Annotated in this window: 21 protein-coding genes; 13 read left to right on the plus strand and 8 right to left on the minus strand. The window is 60.9% G+C overall.

The window, feature by feature from the left end:
• Positions 1 to 14: 14 nt before the first annotated feature.
• The 3 genes from acrD to narQ form a co-directional block, all read right to left on the minus strand.
• Complete coding sequence (gene acrD / locus LB453_RS07690; RefSeq protein ID WP_224481682.1) at positions 15 to 3,131, minus strand: multidrug efflux RND transporter permease AcrD; 3,117 nt, start codon at positions 3,129 to 3,131, stop codon at positions 15 to 17.
• 170 nt (positions 3,132 to 3,301) lie between these two features.
• A complete protein-coding gene (locus LB453_RS07695) occupies positions 3,302 to 3,934 on the minus strand; it encodes a response regulator (RefSeq protein WP_103794309.1) in 633 nt (210 codons plus the stop codon).
• Between the two features lie 77 nt (positions 3,935 to 4,011).
• The gene (narQ, locus tag LB453_RS07700) at positions 4,012 to 5,700 is read right to left on the minus strand and encodes a nitrate/nitrite two-component system sensor histidine kinase NarQ (protein ID WP_103794308.1); all 1,689 of its coding nucleotides are present in this window, start codon (positions 5,698 to 5,700) and stop codon (positions 4,012 to 4,014) included.
• Between the two features lie 255 nt (positions 5,701 to 5,955).
• Between narQ and LB453_RS07705 the strand changes: the two genes are divergently transcribed.
• From LB453_RS07705 to LB453_RS07720, 4 genes are all read left to right on the plus strand, one after another.
• Positions 5,956 to 6,228 (plus strand): YdgH/BhsA/McbA-like domain containing protein, encoded by a 273-nt coding sequence (locus LB453_RS07705; RefSeq protein ID WP_103794307.1) that lies wholly within the window; start codon positions 5,956 to 5,958, stop codon positions 6,226 to 6,228.
• Between the two features lie 275 nt (positions 6,229 to 6,503).
• Positions 6,504 to 8,000: an L-asparagine permease gene (gene ansP / locus LB453_RS07710; protein ID WP_103794306.1), complete on the plus strand. Its 1,497-nt coding sequence runs from the start codon at positions 6,504 to 6,506 to the stop codon at positions 7,998 to 8,000.
• 126 nt (positions 8,001 to 8,126) lie between these two features.
• On the plus strand, positions 8,127 to 8,705 hold the full coding sequence (gene nudK / locus LB453_RS07715) for a GDP-mannose pyrophosphatase NudK (protein ID WP_103794305.1): 579 nt from the start codon (positions 8,127 to 8,129) through the stop codon (positions 8,703 to 8,705).
• Positions 8,706 to 8,949: 244 nt separating this feature from the next.
• Positions 8,950 to 10,011 carry a DUF1176 domain-containing protein gene (locus LB453_RS07720; protein ID WP_103794304.1) on the plus strand — a complete coding sequence of 354 codons (1,062 nt, stop codon included), beginning with the start codon at positions 8,950 to 8,952 and terminating at the stop codon, positions 10,009 to 10,011.
• Here LB453_RS07720 and ampH read toward each other — a convergent pair.
• The 3 genes from ampH to tal form a co-directional block, all read right to left on the minus strand.
• Complete coding sequence (gene ampH / locus LB453_RS07725; RefSeq protein ID WP_103794303.1) at positions 10,008 to 11,177, minus strand: D-alanyl-D-alanine-carboxypeptidase/endopeptidase AmpH; 1,170 nt, start codon at positions 11,175 to 11,177, stop codon at positions 10,008 to 10,010. The two genes, LB453_RS07720 and ampH, sit on opposite strands and share 4 nt — an antisense overlap.
• Positions 11,178 to 11,323: 146 nt before the next feature.
• Positions 11,324 to 13,324, minus strand: a complete 2,001-nt coding sequence (gene tkt / locus LB453_RS07730) for a transketolase (protein ID WP_103794302.1) — start codon at positions 13,322 to 13,324, stop codon at positions 11,324 to 11,326.
• Positions 13,325 to 13,392: 68 nt separating this feature from the next.
• Positions 13,393 to 14,343: a transaldolase gene (tal, locus tag LB453_RS07735; RefSeq protein ID WP_033753764.1), complete on the minus strand. Its 951-nt coding sequence runs from the start codon at positions 14,341 to 14,343 to the stop codon at positions 13,393 to 13,395.
• 372 nt (positions 14,344 to 14,715) lie between these two features.
• Here tal and maeB point away from each other — a divergent pair, with 372 nt between their 5' ends.
• Positions 14,716 to 16,995: an NADP-dependent oxaloacetate-decarboxylating malate dehydrogenase gene (gene maeB / locus LB453_RS07740; protein WP_103794301.1), complete on the plus strand. Its 2,280-nt coding sequence runs from the start codon at positions 14,716 to 14,718 to the stop codon at positions 16,993 to 16,995.
• Here the strand turns inward: maeB and hemF are convergent.
• Together hemF and amiA are read right to left on the minus strand one after the other, a co-directional pair.
• Positions 16,990 to 17,892 carry an oxygen-dependent coproporphyrinogen oxidase gene (gene hemF / locus LB453_RS07745; RefSeq protein ID WP_103794300.1) on the minus strand — a complete coding sequence of 301 codons (903 nt, stop codon included), beginning with the start codon at positions 17,890 to 17,892 and terminating at the stop codon, positions 16,990 to 16,992. The two genes, maeB and hemF, sit on opposite strands and share 6 nt — an antisense overlap.
• A gap of 32 nt (positions 17,893 to 17,924) precedes the next feature.
• Positions 17,925 to 18,791: an N-acetylmuramoyl-L-alanine amidase AmiA gene (gene amiA / locus LB453_RS07750; protein WP_103794299.1), complete on the minus strand. Its 867-nt coding sequence runs from the start codon at positions 18,789 to 18,791 to the stop codon at positions 17,925 to 17,927.
• 210 nt (positions 18,792 to 19,001) lie between these two features.
• Here amiA and LB453_RS07755 point away from each other — a divergent pair, with 210 nt between their 5' ends.
• The 8 genes from LB453_RS07755 (at position 19,002) to cysM (ending at position 25,506) form a co-directional block, all read left to right on the plus strand.
• Positions 19,002 to 19,427, plus strand: a complete 426-nt coding sequence (locus LB453_RS07755; protein ID WP_103794298.1) for a GNAT family acetyltransferase — start codon at positions 19,002 to 19,004, stop codon at positions 19,425 to 19,427.
• On the plus strand, positions 19,414 to 19,884 hold the full coding sequence (locus LB453_RS07760; RefSeq protein WP_411970221.1) for a DUF2919 domain-containing protein: 471 nt from the start codon (positions 19,414 to 19,416) through the stop codon (positions 19,882 to 19,884). The genes LB453_RS07755 and LB453_RS07760 overlap by 14 nt, the downstream gene beginning before the upstream one ends.
• Positions 19,885 to 19,948: 64 nt before the next feature.
• A complete protein-coding gene (locus tag LB453_RS07765; protein ID WP_103794297.1) occupies positions 19,949 to 20,566 on the plus strand; it encodes an RpoE-regulated lipoprotein in 618 nt (205 codons plus the stop codon).
• Between the two features lie 177 nt (positions 20,567 to 20,743).
• A complete protein-coding gene (locus LB453_RS07770; RefSeq protein ID WP_103794296.1) occupies positions 20,744 to 21,760 on the plus strand; it encodes a sulfate ABC transporter substrate-binding protein in 1,017 nt (338 codons plus the stop codon).
• Positions 21,760 to 22,596: a sulfate/thiosulfate ABC transporter permease CysT gene (gene cysT / locus LB453_RS07775; RefSeq protein ID WP_103794295.1), complete on the plus strand. Its 837-nt coding sequence runs from the start codon at positions 21,760 to 21,762 to the stop codon at positions 22,594 to 22,596. The genes LB453_RS07770 and cysT overlap by 1 nt, the downstream gene beginning before the upstream one ends.
• Entirely contained in the window at positions 22,596 to 23,471 is an 876-nt protein-coding gene (gene cysW / locus LB453_RS07780) for a sulfate/thiosulfate ABC transporter permease CysW (RefSeq protein ID WP_103794294.1), read from the plus strand. Before cysT ends, cysW begins: the two co-directional genes overlap by 1 nt.
• Entirely contained in the window at positions 23,461 to 24,549 is a 1,089-nt protein-coding gene (gene cysA, locus LB453_RS07785) for a sulfate/thiosulfate ABC transporter ATP-binding protein CysA (RefSeq protein ID WP_103794293.1), read from the plus strand. The genes cysW and cysA overlap by 11 nt, the downstream gene beginning before the upstream one ends.
• A gap of 75 nt (positions 24,550 to 24,624) precedes the next feature.
• Positions 24,625 to 25,506 (plus strand): cysteine synthase CysM, encoded by an 882-nt coding sequence (cysM, locus tag LB453_RS07790; RefSeq protein ID WP_103794292.1) that lies wholly within the window; start codon positions 24,625 to 24,627, stop codon positions 25,504 to 25,506.
• The last annotated feature ends 101 nt before the right edge of the window (positions 25,507 to 25,607 follow it).

Here is a 25,607-nt window from a genome sequence, read left to right on the forward strand (position 1 = left end):
CTTTACTTTTTCCATCAGTCGTGCGGCTTCGCCTTTAGCGGAAAGCGGCGGCGCACCAGCACGAAGAACAGCGGCACAAAAAATATCGCTAGCACGGTGGCGGAGATCATGCCGCCCATTACGCCGGTGCCGACCGCGTGCTGGCTGCCGGAACCGGCGCCTGCGCTGATGGCCATCGGCAGCACGCCGAAAATAAAGGCCAGCGAGGTCATCAGAATCGGGCGCAGACGCTGGCGCGAAGCGGAGAGCGTCGCCTCGACCAGCTCGCCGCCCTTGCTGTTGATCTCGTTGGCGAACTCCACAATCAGAATGGCGTTCTTCGCGGAGAGTCCCACCACCGTCAGCAGCCCGACCTGAAAATAGACATCGTTCTCCAGCCCGCGCAGCCAGGTAGCGACCAGCGCGCCAACCACGCCGAGCGGCACCACCAGCATGACCGAGAAGGGAATCGACCAGCTCTCATAGAGCGCCGCCAGGCAGAGGAACACCACCAGCAGCGAAAGCGCATAGAGGGCAGGCGCCTGCGAGCCCGACAGCCGCTCCTGATATGAGGCGCCGGTCCACTCAAAGCCGACGCCGAGCGGCAGCTTCGCCACCAGACGTTCCATGGCGTCCATCGCCGCGCCGCTGCTGACCCCCTGCGCCGCCTCGCCGACGATTTCGAGCGAGGAGTAGCCGTTATAGCGCTCCAGACGCGGCGAGCCGGTTTCCCAGCGGCTGGTGGCGAAGGCGGAGAAGGGCACCATGCCGCCGCTGGCGTTGCGCACGTACCACTTGTTGATATCGTCCGGCAGCATGCGGAAGGCTGGCGCGGCCTGCACGTAGACCTTTTTCACCCGCCCGCGATCGAGGAAGTCATTAACGTAGGTCGATCCCCACGCGGTGGTCAGGGTGTCGTTGATGGTGTCGATAGAGAGGCCCAGCGCCTGCGCTTTGCGCTGATCGACATCGATCTGCAGCTGCGGGCTGTCGTCCAGGCCGTTGTGGCGCACGCGCGACAGTGCAGGATCGGCCCCCGCCATTTCTAACAGTTTATCGCGCATCGCCATTAGCTGCGTGTGGCCGATTCCGGCGTGATCCTGCAGCTGCAGATCAAAACCAGATGAACTGCCCATGCCGGTAATGACTGGCGGGCTGCTGGCGATAACGCGGGCCTCTTTGATGTCGCGGAAGGCTTTTGTGGCGCGTTCGATAATGGCGAATGAGCTGCGATCCGCGCCGGGGCGCGCTTCCCACTCTTTCAGGCGCACAAACAGCCGCGCCACGTTCTGGCCGTTGCCGCCCGGCCCCGAGCCGATAGTCGAGAAGACCGACACCACGTTCTCTTTCTCCTGCGTCATATAGTAGTTCTCGACCTTCGCCACCACCGCAGAGGTTTGCTGCAGCGTCGCACCTGGCGGCAGCTGCACCTGCGTCAGAAAGACGCCGCGATCCTCCAGCGGCAGAAACGAGGTGGGCAGCCGGATAAACAGGAACGCCATCAGGGCAATAAGAGCCAGGTAGAGCAGCAGCCAGCGGCCGCCTTTACCCAGGATGCGCGCAACGCCGCGCTGGTAGCGGTCAGCGTTGTGGTTAAAGTGGCGGTTGAACCAGCCGAAAAAGCCGCGGCGGCCGTGATGTTCTCCCTGCGCCAGTGGCTTCAGCAGCGTGGCGCACAGGGCAGGCGTCAGGATCATCGCCACCAGCACCGACAGCACCATCGCCGATACGATGGTGATGGAGAACTGGCGGTAGATGGCGCCCACCGTGCCGCCGAAAAAGGCCATCGGCACGAATACCGCCGACAGCACCAGCGCGATCCCCACCAGCGCGCCCTGAATTTGCCCCATCGACTTACGCGTTGCCGCGCGCGGCGAGAGACCCTCCTCGCTCATAATGCGTTCGACGTTCTCCACCACCACGATGGCGTCGTCCACCAGCAGGCCGATAGCGAGCACCATCGCGAACATAGTAAGGGTATTGATGCTGAAGCCGCAGACGTAGAGCACAGAGAAGGTGCCCAGCAGCACTACCGGCACGGCGATGGTGGGGATCAGCGTGGCGCGAAAGTTCTGCATAAACAGATACATCACGCCGAACACCAGTACGATCGCTTCCAGCAGCGTTTTTACCACGTCGTGAATCGAGGCTTTAACGAACGGCGTGGTTTCATAGGCGATTTTGGCTTCCAGCCCGTGGGGGAAAAAGTGCGACAGCTCTTCCACGCGCTGACGCACCAGCTTATCGGTGTTCATCTCGTTGGCGCCGGAGGCGAGCTTAATGCCGAGGCCCGACGCCGGCTGGCCGTTATAGCGGCTCAGGTAATCATATTTCTCGGCGCCCAGCACCACCTGCGCCACGTCGCCCAGCGTCACCACCGAACCGTCGGGATTGGTCTTCAGGGTGATCGCCCGGAACTGCTCCGGCGTCTGCAGCAGCGACTGCGCATTGACCGTGGCGTTCAGCGCCTGCTTGTCCACAGAGGGCAGGCCACCGACCTGACCCACGGCGACCTGCGCGTTTTGCGCTTCAATAGCGCTGACCACGTCGTCGGTGGTCAGCGAGTAGGCGATCAATCTGGCGGGATCGAGCCAGATACGCATCGCATACTGTGAGCCGTAGGCGTCCACCTGACCAACGCCGTCGATGCGGCTCAGCGGATCCTGAATATTACTGGCGACATAGTCTGCAATATCCTGTTTATCCATACTGCCGTCGGTAGAGACGAACGCAAGCATCAGGATATTGCTGTCGCCGGTTTTATTGACCGTCACGCCCTGGGACTGCACCGCCTGCGGCAGCTTGCGCAGCGCGGACTGCAGCTGGTTCTGCACCTGCTGGCGCGCTTCGTCGGGATTGGTGCCGGCCGAGAAGGTGAGGGTGATCTGCGCCTGGCCGGTATTGCTGCTGTTGGACGACATATACATCAGGTTGTCGATGCCGGTCATGTTCTGCTCGATAACCTGGGTGACGGTGTTTTCCAGCGTTTCCGCTGAGGCGCCCGGATAGTTGGCGGTTATGCGCACGTTGGGCGGCGCAAGGTCGGGATATTGCTCAATGGGCAAAGAGATAATCGCCAGCGTGCCGCACAGGCTGATTAAAATTGCCAGCACCCAGGCAAAAACGGGACGGTCGATGAAAAAATTCGACATCGAATCGACACTCCTCAGCAGCGTTTCGCTTTTATTCTCAGAATGCGGCCCACGCTTCACGCAGGCCGTGCGGGCAGGGAAAAGTCACTCTTTCGCTGAAACTTACTCTACGTGCTGCAAATCAGGAAAGCGTGGAGAAATTGTGGAGAAAGTGTAAAACCCTCGTCAGGTCAGCCGTGGCGATTTTCCAGCCACATAACGGTTGCGGCGACGCGCGAGCGCACGTCGAGTTTTTTCAGCAGATTGCGGATATGCACCTTAACCGTCTCTTCCGAAATATGCAGCGCGGCGGCGATCTCTTTGTTCGACAGGCCGCGCGCTACCTCCTGCAGCACGTCGCGCTCACGCTCGGTGAGCAGGCGAAACGGACTGGCGCTGTGCTGGCGCGTGGCGAGATAGTCGTGCACCGCGTCGCTGAAGATTTTCTCGCCGCGCGCCGCCTGCAGGATCTGACCGGGCAGCAGTTCCGGATCGCTGTCTTTAAGCAGGTAGCCATCCGCGCCGGCATCCACCATCGCGTCGATATCGCTGCGCGCATCCGACACGGTAAAGATCAAAATGCGCGAACTGATCCCCTCATGACGCAGCGCCTTCAGCGTGTCGAGGCCCGACATGCCTTTCATATTGAGATCGAGCAGAATGATATCTGGCGCCAGGCGGCGCGCCTCAGCCAGCGCTTCGGTGCCGTTGTTCGCCTCGGCAATCACCTCCAGCCGGGGCTCCAGCGCCAGCAGCTGGCGAATACCGCGACGCATTAGCGGATGGTCATCCACAATCATTACCGTCAGCGTAGGTTGTTGCATATTAACTCCCGGCGAATAACGCGAAAAAGCGCGTCTGAAAAGGTTAAAAAGAGGCGTTGTGCGTCAACGCGATAATATTACGTCGGCGGCGTGGCGGGCCGCGGTGGAAAACGCAGCGCGACCTGCGTACCGCGCGCCTGCGCCTGTATCTTCAGCTCGCCCCCCAGCCGCGCCGCGCGCTCCGACATGGTGGTCAGGCCGTAGTGGCCCTGCGGCTCTTCGGTGCTGGCGATGCCGACGCCGTCGTCCGTCACCGTAAGTAAATGCTCACCTTCCGCATTGCGCTCGTAGCGTACGCTAATCGTGGCGGCATCGGCGTGACGAATGGCGTTGAGCACCGCCTCGCGGGCAATCTGCAACAAATGCACCTGCTGCTGCGCATCCAGCGTTTCCAGTCCGGGCTGGAAGCTAAAGTTAATTTTAGCCGTAACCTGCTCCTGCAACGATGTAATCATCGCCTGCATCGCCGCCACCAGATCGGCCTGCTCAATGGTCAGGCGGAAGGTCGCCAGCAGCTCGCGCAGCTGACGATAGGCGTCGGAAAGCGTGCGGTCGACGTCGGCGATGATGCTTTGCGTCTCGGGGCTGGAGGTGCCGAACGTGCGGCGCAGTAGCGTAAACTGAATACGCAGAAACGAGAGCGCCTGCGCCAGCGAATCGTGCAGCTCGCGCGCGATAGTGGCGCGCTCTTCAATTAACAGCATCTGCTGCACCTGCTTTTGCGTCTGCCAGATCCAGACGGCGCGCGACAGCATATTGCCTAAACTCTGCATCAGCGCCTGACGCGGCTGAGCCTGTTCGCTTTGCCAGCGCAGCGCGCCGGTCTGCTCGTCATCCTGCTGCAGCACGACGCTGTGCCAGCCTGCACGCTCATCGCTTTCGCCGACGCTGAAGCGGCCATGCTCGCTCTCCAGCACCAGCGCGCGCAGGTTTTCGCGCTCGCGTACCTGTGCCATTACGCTTTCGAACAGCGCCGCGCTGAGGGGGCGGGCGGTCAGCATTTGCGAGCTTTCATAGAGCAGCGACAGCGTACGGTTCGCCTCCTGCAAATCGCGCGTCTTCTCTTCAACCGCGCTGGCCAGCGCCTGATGGTGCGAATGCAGACGCGCCGCCATGGCGCTAAAGGTCTGCGCCAGCACGCGCAGTTCGTTATTCTGCTCTACCACCAGCGGCGGAAAGGCGAAGTTGCCGCTTTCGACGTAGCGGCTGGCGGTGACCAGCGCATTGAGCGGACGCACCACCTGGCGGCGGCTAAAGCGAATGGTGGTCAGCGCCAGCGCCACAATTAACACCACGCCCAGCAGGCTGCTGGCCGCCACCAGCTCCATTTTTCTTTCGCTGTAGCGCTGCAGCCCCATCACAAAGCGATCGATCTCGCCGACGTAGTTCGCCACCTGCTGCTGATAAAGCGCAGCCTCGCCGCGCTGCAGCTGCTGCTGTAGCGTGGGCCAGGCGGTGCGCAGATGGTGATAGCGGCTGACGACCTCCCGCGGCACCCAGGGGCGATCGAGGTCGCGCAGCGCAGATCTGTTGAGCGTCTCTTCATACTCCAGCAGATGCTGCCGCAGCTGCTGCGGCGCGCTGGTGCTGTCCCAGGCCAGCCGGTAGCTCTGCATGCGCAGCGAGCCCGCCAGGTTAATCGCCTCGGCGTCGCGCAGGCTGCTGGAGAGCGTCATCAGCGCCAGTCCGGTGGTCAGCAGCGCCAGCAGCACAATGGCGCTCAGCGCCTGGGCGATACTGCGAGTCACAGAACGTTTCACAATCACGGCAATATCCCTGTTTCAGGTGTGGGCATTATAAAGGAGCGAGCGCGTAGCCGCCAGGGCCGCGCAGCTCATCGATACGCCGGCTTACACTCTGCACAAAAAATGAACTCTGCTGACATAACCCAGGAGAGCACGCGGCGCAGCGTGTAAAAAGCAGACAGGTTTACATCGGCCAGATGTTGGTTTTCATTACGACGCTAATAATTCTTAGCAGTATTAAACAACTCACCTGCAACCCCCTTGAAGGAGCATGCTATGAAAAAAGGTATTCTGATTCTGGCTGGCGCCCTGTTGGCAACCGCTTCGTTCTCTACGCTGGCGGCCACGCCGGTTGACCAGGAGCAGGCGCAGGGTCTGCAAAGCCTCGGCAGCGTATCCGTTTCAAACGCGCGCGGCTCGCTGGATGACGCCACGCGTCAGCTTTCGCAAAAAGCTGAAGAGATGGGCGCCAGCCACTACCGCGTTATCGGCGTCGAGAACCCAGGCGACTCCAGCCTGTGGCGCGGCACCGCAGAGATCTACCGCTAACCCTCACGCCACGCTTTCCATCCCTGTAGCGCTTACCGGTCTGCCAATGGCCGGTTTTTTTGTGCATTAAACCCGATTCTTACAAAACACTTTGTGCACCTTATCGGTATCTTTTGCTTCGTTCAGGCAGAACGGGTAGGATTCATCGCCGTAATTTCCCCTGCCGCTTTACCTATAACTCACAGGCAGATTAAGCGGATAATTACCCCATTTCACATGGCGTACGCAATCGTTTGTGATCGCCGTGATTGATGGTCAGGACAAACAGGAAGGCTATGAAATCTACTAAAAAAACCGCAGCCGAAATGCGTGCTGCGAAAAGACGCTGGCTGAACTCACATGACACCGGCTACCACAAGGCGATGGGCAATCGTCACGTTCAGATGATTGCTATCGGCGGCGCCATCGGCACCGGCCTGTTCCTCGGCGCAGGCGGACGCTTACAGGCGGCAGGACCGGCGCTGGCGCTGATCTATCTGGTATGCGGTATCTTCTCGTTCTTTATCCTGCGCGCGCTCGGTGAGCTGGTTCTGCACCGTCCCACCAGCGGCAGCTTCGTCTCCTATGCGCGCGAGTTTCTTGGCGAAAAAGCCGCCTATGTCGCGGGCTGGATGTACTTTGTCAACTGGGCCATGACCGGCATCGTTGATATCACCGCCGTGGCGCTCTACATGCATTACTGGGGGGCCTTCGGTGACGTGCCGCAGTGGGTGTTTGCGCTGGGCGCACTGGCGATTGTCGGCACCATGAACATGATCGGCGTGAAGTGGTTTGCCGAAATGGAGTTCTGGTTTGCGCTGGTGAAGGTGCTGGCGATTGTGATTTTCCTGGTGGTCGGCGTGGTGTTCCTCGGCACCGGTAAGCCGCTGGACGGCAACGCCACCGGCTTCCACCTGGTGACCGATAACGGCGGCCTCTTCCCGCACGGCCTGCTGCCGGCGCTGGTGCTGGTGCAGGGCGTGGTGTTCGCCTTTGCCTCTATCGAGCTGGTGGGAACGGCGGCAGGGGAGTGTAAAGATCCGGAAACCATGCTACCGAAAGCGATCAACAGCGTTATCTGGCGTATCGGCCTGTTTTACGTTGGCTCTGTTGTGCTGCTGGTCCTGCTGCTGCCGTGGAACGCCTATCAGGCGGGCCAGAGCCCGTTCGTGACCTTCTTCTCGAAGCTGGGCGTGCCCTATGTCGGCAGCATCATGAATATCGTGGTGCTGAGCGCGGCGCTCTCCAGCCTGAACTCCGGTCTCTACTCCACCGGTCGTATTCTGCGCTCCATGGCGATGGGCGGTTCTGCACCGAAGTTTATGTCGAAGATGAACGGTCAGCAGGTGCCCTACGCCGGGATTCTGGTCACCATCGCGGTCTATGTGATCGGCGTGGTGCTCAACTACTACGTGCCTTCGCAGGTGTTTGAGATCGTGCTTAACGTTGCATCGCTGGGCATTATCGCCTCCTGGGGCTTTATCGTGATCTGCCAGATGCGTCTGCGCAAAGCGATCAAAGAGGGCAAAGCGGACGATGTCAGCTTTAAGCTGCCGGGCGCGCCGGTCACCTCCTGGCTGACGCTGCTGTTCCTGCTGAGCGTGCTGGGGCTGATGGCGTTTGATTACCCGAATGGTACTTACACCATCGCCGCTATTCCGGTTCTGGCGGTGATTCTGGTGCTGGGCTGGTTCGGCGTGCGCAAGCGCGTTGCCGCTGTGGCGCAGACCGAGCACGATCATCTGCACGACGACGAAAAGCCGCACGCGCTGGCTGATGACGCCGCGCGCTAAGCTGATTATCCCGCACTGAAAAAGCCTGCCCGCTGACGGCAGGCTTTTTTATTCCCGCCGCTTATAGTTTTCCCGCGCGCTTCCCCCTATGATGGCAGGCTCCCCTAAATCGGCAGTGGAGCCACTATGTCGTTCAAGATCAATATCATCAAAGACAAACTTCTCTCCGACAACTACTTTATCCTGCGCAACTTCACCTATGAGCTTGCCACCAAAAACGGCGAGGTGGTGCGCCACAAGCGCGAGGTGTATGACCGCGGCAACGGCGCCACTATCCTGCTCTATAACCGCGAGAAAAACAGCGTGGTGCTGACGCGCCAGTTTCGTATCGCCACCTGGGTTAACGGCAACGCCAGTGGCATGCTGATCGAGGCCTGCGCCGGGCTGCTGGATAACGACACGCCGGAAGACTGCATTCGCAAAGAGGCGATTGAAGAGACGGGCTATGCGGTGGGCGAGGTCGAGAAGCTCTACGAAGCCTATATGTCGCCGGGTGGCGTCACCGAGCTGATTCACTTTTTCGCCGCTGAATATAATGAGTCGCTGCGCGATAACGCTGGCGGCGGCGTAGAGGATGAGGATATCGACGTGCTGGAGATCCCTTTTCCCGAGGCGCTGGCGATGGTGAAGGATGGCCGTATCCGCGACGGCAAAACCATTATGCTGCTGCAGCATGCCCGACTGGCGGGCTGGCTGAAAGCCTGACGCGACGCATCAGGATGGAGCCCCGGGCGAGGCGTCGCCGCCTATTGTCCGATAAATCTGATTGAGATAAATCCGGGCGCTCCCGATGATGAAAAAGGTGATTTCTGTGGCACCGCATCGCATTATAGTATGCTTTTTCAGCAGTTAAGTGCGCTTTCCGGACGTGGTCACAGTTTAGGTCCAGCCGATCTCCGGCCGTTGCGCTATCATCTTCACTCTGAGATTTTGGGGACCGTTTTTCCTGATGCCGACCTGGACGAAGTCACTGCTGGTATTGCCACTCTTTTTTATCGCCTGCGTTAAAGCCGATCCACTGCAAAAGTCGTTTTCCGACTGGCAGGTGACCTGTAATAACGCCGGGTTCTGCGTGGCGCGCAATATACCTGGCGACAAGGGACTGGTAATGACTATCGCTCGCCATGCCGGCGTCAACGATCGCCCGCTGCTGCGCATCGACTACGGCAGCGCCTACAGCGGCGAGCTGCCCGGCGGGCCGCTGCAGGATAATTTACTGCTCGACCAGCGCCGTCTGCGTCCCGACTTCAAACACTGGACGGTTGAACCGCACCATCTTGCCACCAGCAACGCCATTGCCATTGACGAATTCCTGGCGCAAATCCTCGACGCGGACGCGATCCAGCTGACCTATAACGCGCAGGCGGCTATTTCACTGCACGGGCTGAAAGCGGCGCTGCTGCTGGTGGATGACGTGCAGGGCAGGGTCAACGGCATGAGCGCGTGGATAAAGCGCGGTTCGCGCGCGCTGTGGGATGTGCCGCCGCAGCCGCCGCTGCCGCCGCTGCCCGATATGGGCCCGCTGCCCGCCGCGCTGACGCGTGAGGAAACCAGCGGACTGCTCGATTACGGCACCTGGCGGCTTAACAGCGACGCCTGCTCGCTCGACCCGATGCGGCGCGAAGTCAACGTCGCGCCGCTGACCGACAGCAAAGCGCTGCTGATGGTGAGCTGTGAGATGGGGGCCTATAACGTGATCGATCTGGCGTTTGAAGTGACGCGCGCTGCGCCCTATGTCGCACGCGGCATCACGCTGACGCTGCCCTTTACGCCGCCGCGCGGCGAGCGTCAGCTGGAGCTGATCAACGCCGACTACGACGCCAGCACCGGCCAGCTCTACACCTTCAGCAAAGGGCGCGGGCTGGGCGACTGCGGCTCCGCCACGCGCTGGCGCTTTAACGGCACCAGCTTCACGCTGGCGGAATATGCTGAGGAGTCCACCTGTGACGCCTGGCACAGCAGCGACGACTGGCCGACCCTGTGGGTCTCCCAGCCGCCGCCCGCGCCTTAGCGAATCGCCTGCACCATCATCGGCGAGCCGTTCTGGTTGCCGACCAGCTCCGCCAGCATATCGTTGACGCCGTCGCTCATCGCGGTAAAGCGCGTCAGCGGCGAGCGGGTGATCACCACAAATACCCCAACGTTATGCTGCGGCACCATCGCCATATAGGTGATGAACCCGCCGCCGCCGCCGGTTTTCTGAATAATGCCGGGGCGACCGTTTTTCGGCCCCATATAGACCCAGCCCATGCCAATGGCGTCGGCTCTGCCCGGCACGTCCATGCCTTCTACCTTCGCCAGCTGATCGCGGCGATAGATCAGCGTCTGCATGCGGTCGACCTGCGGCGAACGCGGGTTAATAGCCGAGTCGAGGAACTGCTGCATCCAGCGGCCCATATCCTCCGGCGTCGAGTAGACGCCGCCGCTGCCGATAGCGGCGAGCGTGTTATTGCACGGGCTGGCGCCTTTCTCCGCCACCATCAGGCGATCGCACTGCTCTGGCGAGGGGGTAAAGGTGGTGTCTTTCATGCCGAGCGGGCGGGTGATCAGCTGCTGCAGCAGGGCCGGATAGGGCATACCGGCGGCGCGCGCCAGCGCATCGCCCAGCAGATCGTAGCCCAGATTCGAATAGGAGGCGTTGGTGCCCGGCGCCGCTTTCAGCTTCGCACCCGACAGCCACGCCCAGCGGTCGCTGCGCGTCGGCCAGACAAACACCGGACGATGCGCTTTGCCGCCGGGCTGCTCGCGCGGCAGGCCGCTGGTGTGGGTTGAGAGGTTGATCAGGCGAATCGGCTGCCCGGCGTAGCTCGGCACGCGCGCGCCAGCCGGCGCATATTTGCTCAGCGGATCGTCAAGGCGGATCTGCCCGCGTTCCGCCATCTTCACCATCACTTCGCTGGTCAGCAGCTTGCTGAGCGAGGCGATGCGGATCAGGGAATCTTTCTGCGGCCGGACGTTGTTGCCGGGGCGAGTTTCGCCAAAGCTGGCGAAAACGCGCTGGTTGCCGTCGATAGCCACCAGCGCCATGCCGGTCGCGCCGCTGCCGTAAAAAATATGTTCAGCGTAGCGATCGACGATCTGGGAAGAGAGCAGAGGATCGGGCGCGATCTGCGCCTTGCCTGCCAGTGGCATCAGCGAAACCATTAAGGCGAGTAAATAGGGCGTACGTTTTTTCAACGGAGAAGCATCCAGCGAGAGGAAAAAGGGAAAGATCCTATAGTAATGGGTTTACGCAAGCGGTGAAGGGGGCGAGAAAGATTTTTTTCCGTTTCAGGCTATAAAAGAGAATGGCCCTTCCCGCAGGAGAGGAAGGGCCTGAAGCATTACGCTGGCTTGAGTAACGACTCCGCCTGCGCCACGACGTTTTCCACCGTGAAGCCGAAGGCAGGGAAGAGTTTGCCCGCCGGCGCGGATTCGCCAAAGGTGGTCATGCCGACGATTTTGCCGTCGATGCCGACATATTTAAACCAGTAATCGGCGATGCCCGCCTCAACCGCCACGCGCGCGCGCACCGTCGACGGCAGCACCGATTCGCGATAGGCGATATCCTGCTTGTCGAATACGTCGGTGCTCGGCAGCGATACCACGCGTACCTTGTGCCCGTCGGCGGTCAGCTTCTCCGCCGCGCCCAGGGTGATCTCCACTTCGGAACCGGTGGCGATCAGGATGATATCCGGCGTGCCGTCGCTGTCTTTCAGCACGTAGCCGCCGCGGGCGATATTCTCCACCTGCGCCGGGCTGCGTTCCGGCTGCAGCAGGTTCTGGCGCGACAGGATCAGCGCGGTCGGGCCGTGATGGCGCTCAATCGCGGCTTTCCACGCCACCGCCGTCTCTACCTGGTCGCAGGGCCGCCAGGTGCTGAAGTTCGGCGTCAGGCGCAGGCTGGCGAGCTGTTCAACCGGCTGGTGCGTCGGGCCATCTTCGCCGAGGCCGATGGAGTCATGGGTATAGACCATAATCTGGCGCGCCTTCATCAGCGCCGCCATACGCGCGGCGTTGCGCGCATACTCCACGAACATCAGGAAGGTTGCGGTATAGGGAACGAAGCCGCCGTGGTGCGCGATGCCGTTGGCGATAGCGGTCATCCCGAACTCGCGCACGCCGTAGTGAATATAGTTGCCCGCCGGATCCTCTTTAATCGGCTTCGAACCTGACCAGATGGTGAGGTTGCTTGGCGCAAGGTCCGCTGAACCGCCCAGCAGCTCCGGCAGCAGCGAGCCGAGATGCTCCAGCGTATTTTGCGACGCTTTGCGGCTGGCGATCTTCTGCGGATTAGCCTGCAGCTCGGTGATAAATTTGTGGGTTTCTTTTTCCCACGTCGACGGCATTTCGCCGTTCATGCGGCGCTGATACTCTTCAGCCAGCTCCGGATGCGCCTGTTTATAGGCTGCCAGCTTGTCGTTCCAGGCGCGCTCGCGCTCGGCACCCGCCTCTTTGGCGTCCCACTGCTGGTAGATCTCCTGCGGGATTTCAAAGGGAGCAGAGGTCCAGCCCAGCTCTTTACGCGCCAGCGCCACTTCCGCGTCGCCCAGCGCCGCGCCGTGCGACTCCTCTTTACCGGCTTTGTTCGGGGAACCAAACCCGATAATGGTGCGGCAGATAATCAGCGACGGCTTGTCGGTAACGCTCTGCGCCTCTTTAATGGCGCGGCTTACCGCCTCGGCGTCGTGACCGTCGATCTCGCCGACGACGTGCCAGTTATAGGCTTCGAAGCGCTTATGGGTGTCGTCGGTGAACCAGCCTTCGGTTTCGCCGTCGATTGAGATGCCGTTGTGGTCGTAGAAGCCGATCAGCTTGCCGAGACCCAGCGTGCCCGCCAGCGAGCAGACTTCGTGGGAGATCCCCTCCATCAGGCAGCCGTCGCCCATAAACACATAGGTAAAGTGGTCGACAATATCGTGACCCGGACGGTTAAACTGCGCGCCCAGCGTGCGTTCGGCAATTGCCAGACCCACGGCGTTAGCCAGCCCCTGGCCCAGCGGGCCGGTGGTGGTCTCCACGCCTGGCGTATAGCCGATTTCCGGGTGGCCTGGGGTTTTAGAGTGCAGCTGACGGAAGTTCTTCAGCTCTTCCATCGGCAGATCGTAGCCGGTGAGGTGCAGCAGGCTATAGAGCAGCATCGAGCCGTGGCCGTTAGAGAGAATAAAACGGTCGCGGTCGGCCCATGCCGGGTTAGTCGGGTTGTGTTTCAGGTAGTCGCGCCACAGCACTTCGGCGATGTCCGCCATGCCCATCGGCATGCCCGGGTGACCTGAGTTCGCTTTCTGTACCGCATCCATACTTAACGCACGAATTGCGTTCGCCAGCTCTCTGCGTGATGACATAGGGTTCTCCCTTCATTGAGCGGAAGTGCGGGCGGGAAACCCGCCCGACGAAATGAAACAGACAAAAACTACAGGCGCGCGGCCAGCACGTCTTCGAGTTTTTGCTGATCGACGGCAAACTGACGGATGCCGTCGGAAAGTTTTTCGACCGCCATCGGATCCTGGTTGTGCTCCCAGCGGAACTCCGCTTCGGAGAGCGAGGCGGGCTGGTGGAAGCCTTCGGTGGAGGGCTCCAGCTTGCGCTCAACCGGCGCATCGCTGTTCTGCAGCTCTTCCAGCAGGTTCGGGGAGATGGTCAGACGGTCGCAGCCCGCCAGCGCGATAATCTGCTCTACTTTACGGAAGCTCGCGCCCATGATGATGGTGCTGTAACGGTGCTTTTTGTAGTAGTCGTAGATGCGGCGCACAGATTTCACGCCCGGGTCTTCATCGACCACATAGGGATCGAGCGGCTTGCGGCTGTTGTACCAGTCATAGATACGGCCAACGAACGGCGAAATCAGGAAGACGCCCGCTTCCGCGCAGGCGCGCGCCTGGGCAAAGGAGAAGAGCAGCGTCAGGTTGCAGTGGATGCCGTTTTTCTCCAGCTCTTCGGCCGCTTTAATGCCTTCCCAGGTAGACGCCAGCTTGATCAGAATGCGCGAACGGTCAATGCCGTGCTCTTCATACAGGCGAACCAGTTTTTCCGCTTTGGTCACGCACATGCCACGATCGAAAGAGAGGCGCGCATCTACTTCGGTCGAAACACGGCCCGGTACGCTTTTCAGGATCTCCATACCGAGGTTAATAGCGACTTTGTCGCTGGCGTTGATAATCTGCGTCTCTTTGCTGCCGCCCTGCTTTTTCGCATAGTCGATGGCGTCGTCGATCAGGTGCTTGTAGCCTTCGAGGCCGGCAGCTTTCAGGATCAGGGAAGGGTTGGTGGTCGCATCTTCAGGATGGTAGTTGCGAATGGATTCGATATCGCCGCTGTCCGCCACAACGGTTGTAAACTGTTTTAATGCCTCTAGCTGGTTCATCTTTTAACTCCTTGATGAGCAATTCTTTATTGCGAATGATTTCACCCTGCAACACAGTGCATCAGGCGTTCGATGATGAAAATACTCTTTTTCTGATTATTGCGATGGGTTGAACTCATCGGGGCCCCGCGCGACGAAAACAGCGTGACGTCAAACAGGGAGAGCCTGCTGCAACATCCTGTCAGCCAGCCGGGGGGCGAAAATCGCGCATCACAAAGGTTAGCAGAACTGACGGGTTCTGCCGGGTTAACCGCACTTTCCGCCCTGTGCCACCTTTACGCACCGAACTCTCTTATCGCGATCGCCCCAACGTTTTCCTTTCAGCCAGCCTTTTATACTGCCAGCGCACCGAAGCTGAAAAAGGAACCGACAATGGACGACCAACTCAAGCAGAGCGCGCTCGATTTTCATCAGTTTCCCACCCCGGGCAAAATCCAGGTTTCCCCCACCAAACCGCTCGCCACCCAGCGCGATCTGGCACTGGCCTATTCGCCCGGCGTCGCGGCCCCTTGCCTCGAGATCGCACAGGATCCGCTGGCGGCGCATAAATATACCGCGCGCGGCAATCTGGTGGCGGTGATCTCCAACGGCAGCGCGGTGCTGGGGCTGGGCAATATCGGCGCGCTGGCGGGCAAGCCGGTAATGGAAGGCAAGGGGGTGCTGTTCAAGAAGTTCGCCGGTATCGACGTCTTCGATATCGAAATCGACGAGCAGGACCCCGATCGGCTAATCGACGTTATCGCCGCGCTGGAGCCGACCTTTGGCGGCATCAACCTCGAGGATATCAAGGCGCCGGAGTGCTTCTATATTGAGCAGCAGCTGCGCCAGCGCATGAAGATCCCGGTATTCCATGACGACCAGCACGGCACGGCGATTATCTGCACCGCCGCCGTGCTCAACGGGCTGCGCATCGTAAAGAAAGCGATTAGCGAGGTGCGGCTGGTGGTCTCAGGCGCAGGCGCCTCGGCCATCGCCTGTCTCAATCTGCTGGTGGCGCTCGGCATGCAGAAGCGCAACATTGTGGTCTGCGATTCGAAAGGGGTGATCTACCGCGATCGCGATGCGGGCATGACGCCCACTAAAGCCGCCTACGCCGTCGAGGATAGCGGCGCGCGCAGGCTGGAGGAGGTGATAGCGGACGCGGATATTTTCCTCGGCTGCTCCGGGCCGCGCGTGCTGACGCCGGAGATGGTGCAAAAGATGGCGCGCGATCCGCTGATTCTGGCGCTGGCCAACCCCGAGCCGGAAATTATGCCGCCGCTGGCGAAGGCGGTGCGCCCCGACGCCATTATCTGCACCGGCCGCTCCGACTTTCCTAATCAGGTTAACAACGTGCTCTGCTTCCCCTTTATCTTTCGCGGCGCGCTCGACGTCGGGGCGACCAGCATTAACGAGGAGATGAAGCTGGCGGCGGTACACGCCATCGCCGCGCTGGCGCAGGCGGAGCAGAGCGATGTGGTCGCCTCCGCCTATGACGATCAGGATCTCAGCTTCGGCCCGGACTATCTGATACCTAAACCTTTCGATCCGCGCTTGATCGTGGAGATTGCCCCGGCGGTGGCGCGCGCCGCGATGGAGTCGGGTGTGGCGACCCGTCCCGTCGAGGATTTCGACGCCTACCGCGAGAAGCTGACCGAGTTCGTCTATAAAACCAATCTGTTTATGAAGCCGATCTTCTCTCAGGCGCGCAAAGCGCCGAAGCGCGTGGTGCTGGCGGAAGGTGAAGAGGCGCGCGTGCTGCACGCCACCCAGGAGCTGGTGACGCTCGGGCTGGCGCGCCCGATTCTGATCGGCCGCCCCAACGTTATCGCAATGCGTTTGCAGAAGCAGGGGCTGAAGATCGAGGCGGGCAGAGATTTCGACGTGGTCAACAACGAATCGGATCCGCGCTTCAAGGCCTACTGGAACGAGTATTACCAGATAATGAAGCGGCGCGGGGTTACGCCCGAGCAGGCGCAGCGCGCGGTGATTGGCAATCCGACGCTAATCGGCGCCATTATGGTACATCGCGGCGAGGCGGACGCGCTGATCTGCGGCACCATCGGCGACTACCGTGAGCACTATGACGTAGTGGAAAAAGTGTTCGGCCTGCGCGACGACGTCAAGGTTGCGGGCGCGATGAACGCGCTGCTGCTGCCCAGCGGCAATACCTTTATCACCGACACCTACGTCAACGAAGACCCCACGGCGGAACAGCTGGCCGATTTGACGCTGCTGGCGGCGGAAACGGTGCGTCGCTTTGGCATCGAGCCGCGCGTCGCGCTGCTGTCGCACTCCAGCTTCGGCACCTCGAACGCGCCGGGGGCGCGTAAGATGCGCGAGGCGCTGGCGATTATTCAGCGCCGCGCGCCGGAACTGGAAGTGGATGGCGAGATGCACGGCGATGCGGCGCTGGTCGAGAGCATTCGCCGCGAGCTGATGCCGGACAGCCCGCTGAAAGGGGCGGCGAACCTGCTGATTATGCCCAACGTCGAAGCAGCGCGCATTAGTTACAACCTGCTTCGCGTCTCCAGCTCGGAGGGCGTCACCGTCGGCCCGGTGCTGATGGGCATCAGCAAGCCGGTGCATGTGCTGACGCGCATCGTGTCGGTCAGGCGAATCGTGAATATGGTGGCGCTGGCGGTCGTCGAGGCGCAAACCGCGCCGTTATAGCCAGTCGCGCACCGGCAAAAAGTCGCGCGTCAGCGCGGCTTCCGGCGAGTCAGGCTTTGGCTGGTAGTCATACTCCCAGCGCACCAGCGGCGGCATCGACATCAGAATGGACTCCGTGCGGCCGCCGGTCTGCAAACCGAAGAGCGTGCCGCGATCCCATACCAGATTGAACTCGACGTAGCGTCCGCGACGATAGAGCTGAAACTGACGCTCGCGCTCGCCCCAGGTGAGCGCCTTACGGCGTTCAACGATTGGCAGGTAGCCGTCGAGGAAGCCGCGGCCCACCGCCTGCATAAAGGCGAAGCTGGTGTCGAAGTCCGGCGTATTGAGATCGTCAAAGAAGAGGCCGCCGATGCCGCGCTGCTCGTCGCGGTGTTTCAGGTAGAAGTAGTCGTCGCACCATTTTTTATAGCGCGGATAAACCTCGTCGCCAAAGGGCTGACAGAGGTCGAAGGCGGTCTGATGCCAGTGTACCGCATCCTCCTCGAAGCCGTAGTAGGGCGTCAGGTCGAAACCGCCGCCGAACCACCACACCGGATCGGCACCCGGCTTTTCGGCGATAAAAAAGCGTACGTTGGCGTGGCTGGTCGGCACGTAGGGGCTGTGCGGATGGATCACCAGCGAGACGCCCATCGCCTCAAAGCTGCGGCCCGCCAGCTCTGGACGGTGCGCCGTCGCCGAGGCGGGCATTTGATCGCCGTGTACGTGGGAAAAGTTAACCCCTGCCTGCTCAAACACCGCACCGTCGCGCAGCACGCGGCTGCGTCCGCCGCCGCCGCCCGGACGCTGCCAGCTGTCTTCAATAAACTGTGCGCCGCCGTCAGCTGCCGCCAGTTGATTACAGATTGTCTCCTGCAGGTTCAGCAGAAAGGCTTTAACGCGGGAAATATCGGGCATGGCACTGGACTCATTACAAAAAAGTGGCGCAATTATACCTGACCATTGCGGCGATCGTACTCATCAAAGTAGCGGGTAATGCCGTCGGCGATCGCCGTGGCGATTTTGCGGCGGAAAGCGTCGGTACCGAGCAGCTGCTCTTCGCGCGGATTGGTAATAAAGGAGGTCTCTACCAGCACTGACGGTATCGACGGCGATTTCAGCACGGCGAAGGCCGCCTGCTCGGTGTGTTCGCTGTGCAGACGATGCACCGGGCGGATCTGATCCAGCACATGTTTGCCCAGCGTCAGGCTGTTGCGGATGGTGTCGGTCTGCACCAGATCGAACAGAATCTGGTTCAGATAGTGATCCTGCTCCTCGACTTTCGCGCCGCCCACTTTATCTGCCGCGTTCTCTTTATCGGAGAGATAGCGCGCCATGGCGCTGCTGGCGCCGCGGTTAGAGAGGGCGAACACCGAAGCGCCGCTGGCCTCGGGGCTGGTAAAGCCGTCGGCGTGAATCGACATAAACAGGTTCGCGCCGTGCTGGTGGGCGATCTCGACCCGCTGGTAGAGCGGAATAAAGTGGTCGCTGTCGCGCGTCAGCCGCACCTCAATGCGCGGATGCGCCTGCAGCAGCTCGCGCACCCGGTTGGCAATCGCCAGCACGATATGTTTCTCTTCCGAGCCTTCACTGCCGACGGCGCCGGAGTCGATGCCGCCGTGACCGGGATCGATCATCACGATGCGTTTGCCGTTTTTCTGCGGCGGCGCAGGCTGCGCATGGCGCGGGCTGACGCGCAGCGGGGCGTTCTCCTCTTTCGCCTGAATCGCGCGTGGAGAGAGTACGGCCAGCGCCAGGCCGGAGAGCAGCAGCTGACGGCGATTGGTAAGGCGCTTGAGCAGAGAAAGTGTGGGCATAGGCTGGTCCATTAGCGGATGATGTGCACAGTGTTATATCGTAACAGTATGCTCGCGGCGAGGGCGGAACCCTTTCAGCCCATTACTTTGTATGTCAGGTTGCTAACAGAAAAATTGCCGGTTTTTGTTCCGCGCTGCGCTAGCCGGGGTTGCACGCGGCGCCGAATGCGTGATAATCAGCAAATTGTGCTTATTTGCAAGGTAAAGAAGATGGAAATCCGCCCCTTCCGCCAGGAAGATTTTGAAGAGGTCATTACGCTCTGGGAGCGTTGCGATTTGTTACGTCCGTGGAACGATCCAGAGCTGGATATCGAACGCAAGATGAACCACGACGCGGACCTCTTTTTGGTTGCGGAAGTGGGCGGCGAAGTGGTCGGTACGCTAATGGGCGGCTATGACGGCCACCGCGGCTCCGCCTACTATCTGGCGGTGCATCCCGACTATCAGGGCCGCGGCTTCGCCAACGCGCTGATGAACCGGCTGGAGAAAAAGCTGATCGCGCGCGGCTGTCCCAAAATCAACCTGATGGTGCGCGAAGAGAACGATCAGGTGGTGGCGTTCTACGAAAAGCTGGATTACGAACCGGTGGATTCGGTGCTGCTTGGCAAACGCCTGATTGAAGATCGGGAGTATTGATGCGGTGAAGTATCTGCCGGATGAATATGACGGGAAAGGGCAGCTGCGGCTGCCGTTTCTTTTTTGGCTGACCCTGCTGCTGCTGGCGCGCACCTGGATCCTGCTGGTGATGGCGGGCGCGTCGCGCCAGCAGGGCAGCGATCTGCTGGGGCTGTTCTATCCCGATCGCCAGGCGTTCTGGCTCGGGCTGGCGCTCGGCGCGCCCGCGCTGATCGGCCTGCTGCTGACCGGCTATCGCGCGCGCTGGCCGCGGCTCTGGCAGGCGTGGCGCTGGGTGCTGTCGCTGTCGCTGGCGGTAAACCTGGCGTGGCAGGGGGCAACGTTTGCGTCTGGCGATCTGCTCGCGTCGCCCTGGCCGCTGCTGCTGACGCTGTTCGACGGCCTGGCGCTGCTGTGGCTGCTGGTCAACGTCCGGCTGCGCGACTGCTTTCTGCCGGAACATCAGCTGGCGGAATAAACTTTTTTGCTGCTGGCGACTCCAATGAGTTCTGCCGTTTGGCACAGTGTTAACAGGAGTTTTCATGAAAGTTTTACCTATTTCGCTGCTGGCGGCCGCCGCGCTGCTTAGCGGCTGCGCCAGTTCAGGGTCGGGTTCCGCCTCCGCATCCGACGTAAGCTGGTACAACCCGCTGAGCTATCACTGGTCGTCGGCGCTGCCGTGGAACTGGTTTGGTTCATCGCTGACCGCCACCGAGCAGGGCGTCGGCGGCGTCGGCAGCGCCACCGCGATGAGCGAAAGCGCCATCAGCGACGGCCTGAAAGGCAACTACAAGCTGCGTCAGGGCATGCGCAGCGAGAACGGCGACGTTATCGCTTTCTGGCAGGCGCTCGACGACGGACAGGTGAAACTCCAGATCAGCGGCGGCAGCAGCGTAGAGCGTATTGAGGTAACCGACAGCGATATCAGCGCGCAGGACGGCGCTAAAATCGGCGACGCTTTTAGCGACCGTTTCAGTAAGGCCTTTAACAACTGCAGGCTGGCGGGCGGCGCTGGCAATCACGACGTAGAGTGCCGCGCGCCGGGCAGCCAGCATCTCTCCTACGTATACAGCGGCGACTGGCACGGCCCGGACGGTTTGATGCCGTCAGACGACGTGCTGAAAAGCTGGAAGTTGAGTAAAATTATCTGGCAGCGCTAACGTCCTGAGCGTCAGCGCTTTCCCGCCTGACGCATAAACTCTTGCGCCCGCTTATGCCATTTTCGACTTTGAAATCATCAAACGATATATAAAACCGCTACTGCTTTTCATGGGGTTATAAATACACTGGGCGAACGGCTGGCATAAGCCGGATCTCTTGTTTTCTCAGGGTGCCCAATGACCAAAAGAACGATGAAAAATATCGTTGGCGGTATCGCCTTGTCGCTTAGCCTTGCGGGCGCGGCCGGTGCCACCGAACTGCTTAATAGCTCGTATGACGTTGCGCGCGAGCTGTTTGTCGCCCTGAATGCACCGTTCCAGAAAGAGTGGGATGCCAGCCATCCCGATGATAAACTCACCATTAAAATGTCACACGCCGGTTCGTCGAAACAGGCGCTGGCGATCCTGCAGGGGCTGCGCGCTGACGTCGTCACCTATAACCAGGTTACCGACGTGCAGGTGCTGCACGATAAAGGCAATCTGGTCGCGGCCGACTGGCAAAGCCGCCTGCCGAACAACAGCTCCCCCTTTTACTCCACCATGGCGTTTCTGGTGCGCAAGGGCAATCCGAAGCAGATTCACGACTGGGCCGATCTGGGCCGCGACGGCGTGAAGCTGGTCTTCCCGAATCCAAAAACCTCCGGCAACGGCCGCTATACCTGGCTGGCGGCCTGGGGCGCGACCAGCAAAGCCAACGGCGGAGACGAAGCGAAAACCCGCGCCTTTATGGCGCAGTTTCTGAAGAACGTCGAGGTGTTCGACACCGGCGGACGCGGCGCGACCACGACCTTCGCCGAACGCGGCCTCGGCGACGTGCTGATCAGCTTTGAATCTGAGGTTAACAATATCCGTAACCAGTACGGCAAAGATGAGTATGAAGTCGTGGTGCCGAAAACGGATATTCTCGCTGAGTTTCCGGTGGCCTGGGTCGATAAAAACGTCGAGCATAATCACACCGCCGACGCGGCGAAAGCCTATCTCAACTACCTCTACTCGCCCCAGGCGCAGCAAATCGTCACTGATTTCTACTACCGCGTGAACAACCCGCAGCTGATGGGCGAGCATCAGGATCGCTTCCCGCAGACGCAGCTGTTTCGCGTAGAAGATCAGTTTGGCGGCTGGGATAAGGCGATGAAAACCCACTTCGCCAGCGGTGGCGAGCTGGATCAACTGTTATCAGCGGGGCGTGGATAATGTTTGCCTTAACTCAGAAGCGCGTCCTGCCGGGATTTGGTCTTAGCCTCGGCACCAGCCTGCTGTTTACCTGTTTAATTCTCCTGCTGCCGATCAGCGCGCTGCTGATGCAGCTGTCGAAGATGACGCTGGCGCAGTACTGGGAAGTGATCAGCAATCCGCAGCTGGTAGCGGCCTATAAAGTGACGCTGCTATCGGCGGGCGTCGCGTCGCTGTTTAACGCGGTGTTCGGCATGATTATGGCGTGGATCCTGACGCGCTATCGCTTTCCCGGCCGCACGCTGCTGGATGGCCTGGTGGATCTGCCGTTCGCGCTGCCTACGGCGGTGGCGGGCCTGACGCTGGCCGGTCTCTTCTCGGTGAACGGCTGGTACGGCGAGTGGATCTATAACGCCTTCGGCATCAAAGTTTCCTATACCTGGCTCGGCATCGCCGTCGCCATGGCCTTTACCAGCATTCCCTTCGTGGTGCGCACCGTTCAGCCGGTGCTGGAAGAGCTGGGGCCGGAATATGAAGAGGCGGCGCAGACGCTGGGTGCGACTCCCTGGCAGAGCTTCCGCCGCGTGGTGCTGCCGGAAGTGGCGCCTGCGCTGCTGGCGGGCACCGCGCTCTCCTTTACCCGCAGCATCGGCGAGTTCGGCGCGGTGATTTTTATCGCCGGTAATATCGCCTGGAAAACCGAGGTCACCTCGCTAATGATTTTCGTGCGTTTGCAGGAGTTCGACTATCCGGCCGCCAGCGCTATCGCCTCGGTGATTCTGGCCGCGTCGCTGGTGCTGCTGTTTGCCATTAACACCCTGCAGAGCCGCTTCGGCCGCCGACTGGGAGGTCACTAATGGCGCATATTTCGCACATCAACGCCACCGACCGCCAGCCGTTTAACTGGAGCAAATGGCTACTGATCGGCATCGGCGTGCTGGTATCGCTGCTGCTGCTGGTGGTGCCGATGATCTCTATCTTCTACGAAGCCCTGAAGATGGGACTGGGCGTCGCCTTCCAGAACCTCGGCGACAGCGACATGCTGCACGCCATCTGGCTGACGGTGCTGGTGGCGCTGATTACCGTGCCGGTCAATCTGGTGTTCGGTACGCTGCTCGCCTGGCTGGTTACGCGCTTTAACTTTCCCGGCCGCCAGCTGCTGCTGACGCTGTTTGATATCCCGTTCGCCGTGTCGCCGGTGGTGGCAGGGCTGATGTATCTGCTGTTCTGGGGCGTCAACGGCCCGGCAGGCAGCTGGCTCGACGCGCATAACATTCAGGTGATGTTCGCCTGGCCCGGCATGGTGCTGGCCACCGTGTTCGTAACCTGTCCTTTTGTGGTGCGCGAGCTGGTGCCGGTGATGCTGAGCCAGGGCAGCCAGGAAGATGAGGCGGCGATCCTGCTCGGCGCCTCCGGCTGGCAGATGTTCCGCCGCGTAACGCTGCCGAACATTCGCTGGGCGATGCTCTACGGCGTGGTGCTGACCAACGCGCGCACCCTGGGCGAGTTCGGCGCGGTCTCGGTGGTGTCGGGATCGATTCGCGGCGAAACCTATACGCTGCCGCTGCAAATTGAATTACTGCATCAGGATTACAACGTGGTGGGCGCTTTTACCGCCGCCGCGCTGCTGACGCTGATGGCAATTGTGACGCTGTTTCTGAAAAGCATGCTGCAGTGGCGTTTAGAACAACAGCAGCATCGCCTGCAACAGGAGGAAAATCATGAGCATTGAGATTAAACAGATCAACAAATCTTTCGGCCGCACCCCGGTGTTGAACGATATCTCTCTGGATATTCCTTCTGGCCAGATGGTGGCGCTGCTGGGCCCGTCCGGCTCCGGGAAAACCACGCTGTTGCGTATTATCGCCGGGCTGGAGCACCAGAACAGCGGGCAGATCCGCTTTCACAATAAAGACGTCAGCGCGCTGCACGCCCGCGACCGCCAGGTCGGCTTCGTGTTTCAGCACTATGCGCTGTTCCGCCATATGACGGTGTTTGACAATATCGCCTTCGGCCTGACGGTGCTGCCGCGCCGTGAACGTCCTTCTTCCGCAGAGATTAAACAGCGCGTCACCCGCCTGCTGGAGATGGTGCAGCTGGCGCATCTGGCGAACCGCTTCCCGGCGCAGCTGTCGGGCGGCCAGAAGCAGCGCGTGGCGCTGGCGCGTGCGCTGGCGGTTGAACCGCAGATCCTGCTGCTTGACGAACCTTTCGGCGCGCTGGACGCGCAGGTGCGTAAAGAGCTGCGCCGCTGGCTGCGTCAGCTGCATGAAGAGCTGAAGTTCACCAGCGTCTTCGTCACCCACGATCAGGAAGAGGCGATGGAAGTGGCCGACCGCGTGGTGGTGATGAGCCAGGGCAATATCGAGCAGGTAGGCACGCCGGATGAGGTGTGGCGCGATCCCGCCACCCGCTTTGTGCTGGAGTTCCTCGGCGAAGTGAACCGCTTCGACGGCGAAGTCCACGGCTCGCAGTTCCACGTTGGCGCGCACCACTGGCCGCTGGGCTACACCCCGGCTCATCAGGGCGCGGTCGAACTTTTCCTGCGCCCGTGGGAAATTGACGTCTCCCGTCAGAGCAGCCTGGAGACGCCGCTGCCGGTCCAGATCCTTGAGGTGAGCCCGCGCGGCCACTTCTGGCAGCTGGTGGTTCAGCCGACCGGCTGGCAGAGCGAGCCGTTTTCGCTGGTGTTTGACGGCGAAAGAAGCGCGCCGGTGCGCGGCGAACGGCTGTTCGTCGGCCTACAGCAGGCGCGCCTCTATCAGGGGGCAACGCCGCTGCGCGCTGTTGCCTTTGCCGAGAGCGCCTGATATTTTCTCACGCGACAGCGGGCGGGAATTATCCCGCCCTTTTTTTGTTCGCTTAGCTTCGCCGGGAAACGCACCTTGACCACTCTGCAAAATACCATCGGCAATACGCCGCTGATCAAACTCCAGCGCCTGACGCCCGCCAACGGCAGCGAAATCTGGCTCAAGCTGGAAGGCAATAATCCCGCTGGATCCGTCAAGGATCGCGCGGCCTGGTCGATGATCAATCAGGCGGAGCGGCGAGGTGATATCGCCCCTGGCGACCGCCTGATTGAGGCCACCAGCGGCAATACCGGTATCGCGCTGGCGATGATCGCCGCGATGAAGGGCTACGCGCTGCGCTTGCTGATGCCTGAGAATATGAGCCAGGAGCGGCAGGACGCGATGCGCGCCTACGGCGCCGAACTGGTGCTGGTAAGCCGCGAGCAGGGCATGGAGGGGGCGCGCGATATGGCGCTGGCGATGATGGCGCGCGGCGAAGGGCATGTGCTCGACCAGTTTAATAATCCCGACAATCCGCTTGGCCACTACCAGACCACCGGCCCGGAAATCTGGCAGCAGAGCGCCGGCCGCCTGACCCACTTCGTCTCCAGCATGGGCACCACCGGCACCATTACCGGCGTTGGCCGCTATCTGAAAGAGCAAAGCGACAGCGTCGCCATTGTTGGCCTGCAGCCGAAAGAGGGCAGCGCCATACCCGGCATCCGCCGCTGGCCGCAGGCCTATCTGCCGGGCATCTATCGGCCCGAGCTGGTGGATGAGGTAATCGATATGGGGCAGTCCGAGGCGGAAGAGACGATGCGGGCGCTGGCGCGGCGTGAAGGCATCTTCTGCGGCGTCAGCTCGGGCGGCGCCGTGGCGGGCGCGCTGCGTATCGCTCAGGCGCGTCCCGGCAGCATTATCGTCGCTATTGTCTGCGATCGCGGCGACCGCTACCTTTCGACTGGCGTCTATCGCTAATCTCTCTCTTAAACGGCCCGGATGCAGCTGACCGCTGCTGCCGGGCCGTTTTTGTCTATAGTCATCCTGAGCATCGTCTGACGTCTGATCTGTAAGGAACG

The organism is Pantoea agglomerans, assembly GCF_020149765.1.
GTDB lineage: Bacteria > Pseudomonadota > Gammaproteobacteria > Enterobacterales > Enterobacteriaceae > Pantoea > Pantoea alvi.